Source organism: Rhizobium sp. 01T444, assembly GCF_056398305.1.
In genome coordinates, this window is sequence record NZ_JBFTPD010000067.1 from 1 (window position 1) to 7006 (window position 7006).

The 7006-nt window shown below is 58.6% G+C and carries 10 protein-coding genes and 1 pseudogene; 2 read left to right on the forward strand and 9 right to left on the reverse strand.

What is annotated here, in order from left to right:
* On the forward strand, positions 1 to 240 hold a 240-nt coding region (locus AC1DTN_RS36845), incomplete at its 5' end, for a YjhX family toxin (protein ID WP_477925024.1).
* A 51-nt stretch (positions 241 to 291) separates the two neighbouring features.
* Here AC1DTN_RS36845 and AC1DTN_RS36850 read toward each other — a convergent pair.
* From AC1DTN_RS36850 to AC1DTN_RS36875, 6 genes are all read right to left on the reverse strand, one after another.
* On the reverse strand, positions 292 to 567 hold the full coding sequence (locus AC1DTN_RS36850; protein WP_007825228.1) for a hypothetical protein: 276 nt from the start codon (positions 565 to 567) through the stop codon (positions 292 to 294).
* Positions 568 to 639: 72 nt separating this feature from the next.
* Positions 640 to 1779 carry a slipin family protein gene (locus AC1DTN_RS36855; RefSeq protein WP_477925029.1) on the reverse strand — a complete coding sequence of 380 codons (1140 nt, stop codon included), beginning with the start codon at positions 1777 to 1779 and terminating at the stop codon, positions 640 to 642.
* Positions 1780 to 2456: 677 nt separating this feature from the next.
* The gene (locus AC1DTN_RS36860; RefSeq protein ID WP_439014851.1) at positions 2457 to 2957 is read right to left on the reverse strand and encodes a GNAT family N-acetyltransferase; all 501 of its coding nucleotides are present in this window, start codon (positions 2955 to 2957) and stop codon (positions 2457 to 2459) included.
* Positions 2948 to 4429, reverse strand: a complete 1482-nt coding sequence (gatA, locus tag AC1DTN_RS36865) for an Asp-tRNA(Asn)/Glu-tRNA(Gln) amidotransferase subunit GatA (RefSeq protein WP_439014850.1) — start codon at positions 4427 to 4429, stop codon at positions 2948 to 2950. The genes AC1DTN_RS36860 and gatA overlap by 10 nt, the downstream gene beginning before the upstream one ends.
* Positions 4430 to 4487: 58 nt before the next feature.
* The gene (gene gatC / locus AC1DTN_RS36870; protein ID WP_310383213.1) at positions 4488 to 4775 is read right to left on the reverse strand and encodes an Asp-tRNA(Asn)/Glu-tRNA(Gln) amidotransferase subunit GatC; all 288 of its coding nucleotides are present in this window, start codon (positions 4773 to 4775) and stop codon (positions 4488 to 4490) included.
* 125 nt (positions 4776 to 4900) lie between these two features.
* Positions 4901 to 5605, reverse strand: a complete 705-nt coding sequence (locus AC1DTN_RS36875; RefSeq protein ID WP_439014849.1) for a metal-dependent hydrolase — start codon at positions 5603 to 5605, stop codon at positions 4901 to 4903.
* A 176-nt stretch (positions 5606 to 5781) separates the two neighbouring features.
* On the opposite strand from AC1DTN_RS36875, the gene ruvX reads away from it, so the two are divergent.
* On the forward strand, positions 5782 to 6273 hold the full coding sequence (gene ruvX, locus AC1DTN_RS36880) for a Holliday junction resolvase RuvX (RefSeq protein WP_439014848.1): 492 nt from the start codon (positions 5782 to 5784) through the stop codon (positions 6271 to 6273).
* On the opposite strand, the gene AC1DTN_RS36885 is transcribed toward ruvX, so the two are convergent.
* From AC1DTN_RS36885 to AC1DTN_RS36895, 3 genes and pseudogenes are all read right to left on the reverse strand, one after another.
* Positions 6213 to 6542 carry a DUF6105 family protein gene (locus AC1DTN_RS36885; RefSeq protein ID WP_439014847.1) on the reverse strand — a complete coding sequence of 110 codons (330 nt, stop codon included), beginning with the start codon at positions 6540 to 6542 and terminating at the stop codon, positions 6213 to 6215. The two genes, ruvX and AC1DTN_RS36885, sit on opposite strands and share 61 nt — an antisense overlap.
* Positions 6539 to 6712, reverse strand: coding sequence for a hypothetical protein (locus AC1DTN_RS36890; RefSeq protein WP_439014846.1), 174 nt, complete (start codon positions 6710 to 6712; stop codon positions 6539 to 6541). Before AC1DTN_RS36890 ends, AC1DTN_RS36885 begins: the two co-directional genes overlap by 4 nt.
* A gap of 120 nt (positions 6713 to 6832) precedes the next feature.
* A pseudogene (locus AC1DTN_RS36895) lies at positions 6833 to 7006 on the reverse strand (TetR/AcrR family transcriptional regulator); the annotation flags it as partial.

The window sequence follows — 7006 nt, forward strand, 5'->3', positions numbered from 1 at the left end:
GAACAGCGCATCCTGCACCTTATGGCCCAGGGCGGCCGTATCGAAATCACCCGAGACGACAATAAAAAGATCGAAACGGTAAGTTGCTTCACCCGCGACGGCTGGGTCTATCCCGGCTTCGGCATGGAGCTTTTCCGCAAGCTGAAACGGCTGAAGGCAATCAAATCTTCCGCCGGCCAGCCCTACCGGATCACCGAAAGAGGACTGAAGCTCGTCAGATCGCAGCTCGATAACAGATAGGTCTGACAAAGCCTGGCCGCGCGGCGCCGTCGTCGTGCGGCCAGGAACGTTTCAGAGCTTTTCAGAAAGCTCCGGGCGCATCGCCGCCCATTCTTCGGCAATCGTGCCTGCTCCAATCGTCTTGCCGGCGCGGCGATACCAATAACCGGCGTTCCAATCGTCGCCTTCGACGCGGTGGCAAAGGGCATGGCCCCAGTCGAAAACCTGTTCACCCTCGTGGTTCTGGCAGATTTCGTGAACCGCCTCCCACTCTGCGCCCAATTTAAAGCCACTGGCGGCGAGGCGATCAAAGGCCCCGATCAACCGCGCAAGATCCTGTTTCGGCATGAGGCCCTCCTCGCAAAGACCTCCCTCTATAACAGGCGCCGCCTCGAAATCCGAGACGGCGCCTGCCTTTCTTCAATCACGGAGATTGATGATGTCGTTCATCAATCCGCCCGTGCCGTTGTGGATGGTCAGGTGACCAACCTTGCCGGCAATGGTTTCAAGAGCCTCAAGCTCCTTCAGGCGCAGCATGACCGGGTTTTCGGCCATGACCTTCGCCGTGTTGAGGAGCGAACGCGTGGCGTTCGTTTCCTCACGGCGGCGAATGACGTTCGCTTCGGCCTGCTTCTCAGCAGCAACGACCTGGTTGAGGATCTCGCGCATCTCGCCCGGCAGGATCACATCCTTGAGTTCGATGCCGGAGACCTCGATCCCAATCGTCGCCATGTCCTCGCGGACCTTCTCGGCGGCCTCCGCATTGATCGTCACCTTACGCTCGAGAATCTGATCCAGTGTCAGGCTGCCAAGCGTGCGGCGGAAGACGAACTGAAGCGCGCGGTAGAGCGCATCCGAAAAGTCCTTCACCACAGTCACCGCCTTGACCGGGTCTACGACACGGTATTCGGCAGAGATGTTAATACGGATCGTCACGCGGTCACGGGTCAGGAGTTCCTGGCCAGCAACATCGAGCGTCTGCCACTTCAGATCGATCACCTTCACCTGGAAAGCCTTGCCGACATTCCAGAAAGCGTGAACGCCTGCGGAAAGCATTCCGGACTGCACACCGTCGACGAAAAGCAGGCCGACCTGCCCTTCATTGACCAGATGCACGCTCACTGCCTCAACCTTTCGGGCCTGCAGAATGCGGCGCCTGAGCTCTGGATCGACCGTCAGTTTTTCAGAAACACCGATCCTCTTTTCTGTCCAGGGTCCAGCGTCCTTCCAGACTGCCAGCTTCTGGTTCGGCAGCATCACTGCGAAGATCGCGCCATCCCGTTCGATTACCGCCACCTCGAAGGCAGCGGTACGGAAAACGGTCAGATTCTGCTTGGCGACATCGGGGAGCTTGTCGAACAGAGCCTTCTCATAGGCCGAAACGAATACCGGGTTGTTCAGGTCGTGACGGACAATCTCCAGACTATTGCGTGTGTTCGGCAGCCAATGCAGACCCGATCCGAATACACCGATAATCTGGCCCTTGTTCAGGGCGATCACACGTTCGTTTTCCTTCACAAGGACGCGCCTGCGTCCCAAAATCATCGAGAGAAGTTCTATCATGTTCGTTACTCCTTCGGTTCGCTAAGTCATCGACCGAATTTTCCTTGTGTTTGTGTTTCAATCATTCAGTTCAGGCATTCACACCCGGTATTGATCCGGGAACCGGTGACAGGCTGCGTTTGCGGAAGAACAGGAGAGGATGTTGCGGCAAACAGACGGGCCTTGGAACGCGCTCCTCGGCAGACCGGCTTGCGGCTTGATCGTCACTGTCACTCTGGCTTGCGCCCCTGGTTCTGGAATGGGCCGAGACCTTTCGGCCTCTTTCCGCTCCTCGACATTCCGGTCCCCGAACCGTCAATTTCAGCTTCTCTGGTGCCGCGAACCAGCGCTTGGAGAAGGATTCGAACCTTCGACATTCAGGTTACAAGCCTGACGCTCTACCTACTGAGCCATCCAATGGTGCGGAATGGGACTCGAACCCGCGACCTCCGGATGATAATCCGGCGCTCTTCCTCTGAGCTATATCCGCTTCCGACCTCCGATGCGGCATCCGTATACAGCGCGGCAAAGCCGACTGCACGGGAGGAGGTTTTGAACTCCATCCGTTGACGTCCACACCGGCTGACGACCGGGAGGCGGTGTTTAGGGTATTTCGTGGTGTTATGGCAATGGGAAAAATGAAACGCTAAGTTGCGATCGACTGTGCGTTGCGCAAATGCAACAGGCTCTCGGGGCTAATCTTGAGCCAGCTGCTTCTGCAAATGCACCTTTTCGAGCGGAACACCCATGCTCTTGGAAAACTCGATCCCGTGCCAGATGATGGCGAAGCCGCAGCGTTTGTAAAGCCGGATCGCGCCGTTGTTTTTGGCGTGTGTATCGAGCCGCGCCGTGTCCAAACCTTCGCTTTTCATCAATTCGCAGAGGTGGAGCAGAAGAGCCTTACCGATGCCTTTGCCCTGATGAGCGGGATGCACCCACAGATCGGAAATATAGTTCGGGGCATTTTCGCGTGCGCCCCAGCCGACGATTTCGCCATTCAACTCGGCAACAACGATTTCGGCTGCCGTCGTATTGGCGAAGGTCGCGAATTCCTGCCGCACGCGCTCGATAATGTCCGAATCGCGGTAACTGTCTTCGTAGGGATCGCTTGCTGCCCATGCGGCAAAACCGACAACGCCGACCGTTTGAAGGTCGGCGTCTTTGATTTTTCGGATCGTGAGGTCCGTTACCACCACTTGGCTGGCGTGAACTTGCCGGCGGCCTGCTCGATGACATGGGCGGTTTTGAAGAGGGTTTCCTCGTCGAAGGCCTTGCCGATGAGCTGCAGGCCGAGCGGCAGGCCTTTGTGGTCGAGGCCGGCGGGAACGGCGATGCCCGGCAAGCCGGCCATGTTGACCGTCACCGTGAAGATGTCGTTCAGGTACATCTTGACCGGATCGGCGGCGAGGTTCTCGTCTGCAACGCCGAAGGCGGACGACGGGGTGGCCGGCGTCAGGATGGCGTCGACGCCGGCATCGAAGGCCAGTTCGAAGTCGCGCTTGATGAGCGTGCGGACCTTCTGAGCTCGCAGGTAGTAGGCATCGTAGTAGCCGGCCGACAGCACATAGGTGCCGATCATGATGCGGCGCTTGACCTCCTGGCCGAAGCCGGCAGCGCGCGTCTTTTCGTACATATCGACGATATCCTTGCCGTCGACGCGCAGGCCGTAGCGTACGCCATCATAACGGGCGAGGTTCGAAGAGGCTTCAGCGGGTGCCACGATGTAATAGGCCGGCAGGGCGTATTTGGTATGGGGCAGCGAGATGTTGACGATCTGCGCACCTGCATCCTTCAGCCAGGCGATGCCCTGCTGCCAGATGGCTTCGATCTCGTCGGGCATGCCATCGACGCGATATTCGTTCGGAATGCCGATCTTCATGCCCTTCAGCGACTGGCCGATGGCGGCTTCGTAGTCCGGCACCGGCAGGTCGACGGAAGTGGTGTCCTTGGCATCGACGCTTGCCATCGACTTCAGCAGGATCGCAGCATCGCGGACGTCGCGGGCGATCGGGCCGGCCTGATCGAGCGAAGAGGCAAAGGCAACCGTGCCCCAACGCGAGCAGCGACCGTAGGTCGGCTTGATGCCAACCGTGCCGGTGAAGGCTGCAGGCTGGCGGATCGAGCCGCCGGTGTCGGTTGCGGTAGCACCAGCGCAGAGATGCGCGGCAACGGCTGAAGCCGAACCGCCAGACGAGCCGCCCGGAACGAGTTGCTGGTTGGAGCCTGCGGCGCGCCAGGGATTGATGACTGCGCCATAATGCGAAGTCTCATTGGAAGAGCCCATCGCGAATTCGTCCATATTGAGCTTGCCCAGCATGACGGCGCCGTCATCCCAGAGGTTCTGGGTTACGGTCGATTCATAACGCGGCTCGAAACCATCGAGAATATGGCTGCAGGCCTGCGTGTGCACGCCGACGGTAGCGAAGAGGTCCTTGATGCCTAGCGGAATGCCTTCGAGATCGCCGGCCTTGCCGGAGGCGATGCGCTCGTCGGAATTCTTCGCCATAACACGGGCGAGATCCGGCGTGACCTTGATATAGGCATTGAGCTGGCCATTGGCCGCATCGATCGCCGAGATATAGGCCTCGGTCAGTTCGGTCGCGGTGATTTCCTTGGCGCGCAGCTTCTGGCGGGCTTCGGCAATGGTCAGGCTGGTGAGTTCGCTCATCGTGTTTTCGCTTCAGATCTGGAAATGGCAACAGGGTCGGAAAGAGGCGGCCAAGGCCTTATTCGACGACTTTCGGCACCAGGAAGAAATTGTGGTCGGTGATCGGCGCATTGGCAACGATATCGGCGGCCTTATTGCCGTCATTGACGACATCGGTGCGCTTCTTCATGTCCATCGGCGTCACCGAGGTCATGGCCTCGACGCCCTCGACATTCACTTCGGAAAGCTGCTCGACGAAGCCGAGGATACCATTCAATTCGCCGACCATGCGATTTGCCTCTTCTTCCGAGACGGCAATACGGGCAAGGCGCGCAACGCGCTTAACGGTGGCGAGATCGACGGACATGGCATTCTCCGGATAGGAATTTTCCTATCGCTATAAAGACCATGTCCGTCCTGTGCAACGGGTTTGCCTTTTCGGCAATGCAGAATTCCTGGCCCCAAACCCACCAGGATTTGGGGGCTTGTGCATCAGAGCGACAGGCTTTCGCCAGGCTTCGGCGCCTTCACTTGCGTCTTCGACGCTTCCATACCAGCAATGAATTTTTCCGGCGTCTGGTCGATGATCGGAAAGGTGCCGTAGTGGCAGGGAATGGCTGTCTTGAAATTGAAGTAGCGCTGGCAGGCGAGAGCCGCCACCGCACCACCCATGGTGAAACGGTCGCCGATCGGCACGATGCCGATATCCGGCTGATGCAGCTCGTTGATCAGCGCCATGTCGGAGAAGATATCCGTGTCGCCCATGTGGAAGAGGCTTGGCTCGTCGTCGAAATGCAGCATGAGGCCGTTCGCGCTACCGAGCGAATGGGAAACGCCGTCTTCAGTGGTCTGTGCGGAAGAATGCAGCGCATTGGTGAAGGTAGCGGTGAAGCTGCCGAGCGGGACGGTGCCGCCGGTATTGCCCATTTCGAGTTTATCGACCCCCTTGGTTCCGAGCCAGGAGGCAAGATCGGCATTGGCGAGAACGACGGCGCCGGTTTCCTTGGCGATCTCCACGGTATCGCCGACATGGTCGCCATGGCCGTGGGTCAGCAGGATATGGGTGGTGCCGCTGGTCACTTCCTTGATATCCTGGCCGACGAAGGACGAATTATAGGTCAGGAAGGGATCGATCAGGATTTTGGCGGCTTTCGTCTCTATCCGGAAAGCAGAATGGCCGAGCCAGGTGATCTTCATGAAAAGTCTCCTTTATTACATGATGCAAAAGCGATTTCCGGGCCAGAACGGTCTAAAGCAATTCCGGTCGGAAAACCGTTTCGCACTTTTTCTGGAATTGCTCTAAGGACATAGCCGATATGGCCRCAAAGAAAAGCGGTGGGAACTTCAATTTCTTTTGAGAGGATGACACGGCAATGACGGTGCTTACGATCGAGGAACTGGCCGGAACGCTCGGTCCTGGACAGGCAATCGCCGGCCTCGATCTCGGCACCAAGACGATCGGTCTTGCCATGTCCGATCTCGGACGCCGCTTTGCGACGCCGCGCCCGGTCCTCAAGCGTGAGAAATTTACCAACGACGCCGAGACGCTGCTGAGCTTCGCAGCAAAGGAGAAGGTCGCGGCCTTCGTCATCGGCCTGCCGATGAATATGGATGGATCCGCAGGACCGCGCGTGCAGGCGACGCGGGCTTTCGTGCGCAACATGGAGCAAAAGACCGCCATTCCCTTCATTTATTGGGATGAGCGGCTATCGACGGTGGCTGCCGAACGTGCCCTGCTGGAAATGGATGTTTCGCGGGCAAAACGCGCCGAACGGATCGATTCGGCTGCGGCAAGCTTCATCCTTCAGGGAGCGCTCGACAGGCTTTCCTTGCTGGCGAGATCTGCCGACGGCACGGAAGCGTGACGCGCCTTCCACCAGGTGGCGATCTGGCGGCGCTTGCGGAAGCCCATGATGGCGAAGACGACGAGGCTGTCGACGGCAATCGCGCGGGCGACGAGCGGCGGGATTTCCTGCGGCGGCAGGCCGAGCGCCTTGCCGTAAATCTGGAAGGTCAGGTCATGGACCTGCCGCGTCAGCATGAAGATGCCGAAGTTCAGATCGTAATAAGAAAGCCAGTACCATCCCGCCAGGAAGACGATCGGACCGGCCCAGAAGATCAGAAACCACTTCATGCGGCCTCTCCTTCGTGCTTGTGTAGGACCGGCATATCAAGGGAAACGAGCCAGACCGACGATGCCATGATGCAGAGTACGAGCGTGGGCACGGCGATATCCAGCGCCAGCACGGCGAAAAACATCATCGCCGCGACAAGCAACGCGGTTCTGGCTGCTCTGGTTCCCATCACTGAACTCGGGTCCACAATTGTTACATTTCTAATGTGGGCCACACTGGCGAGTTAACCAGCGTCACGCAACGTAAACCAATTGTTAAGGTTAATGGCCGGGCGGAGGCTGTGGATTGTTCAGCCGTAGACGCCGCGCACCAGCCGTTTCAACGCGGTGGCCGCCTTCTCCCAGTCCTTGCCGTTCTTCAAAACCAGACCCGCGCACTGACCGCCGGCGGCCGCCGACAGCACAAGATGCTGGATCGAGGCAAAGATCAGCGCATTGACGGCTGCCGGATCGATGCCCTTCGG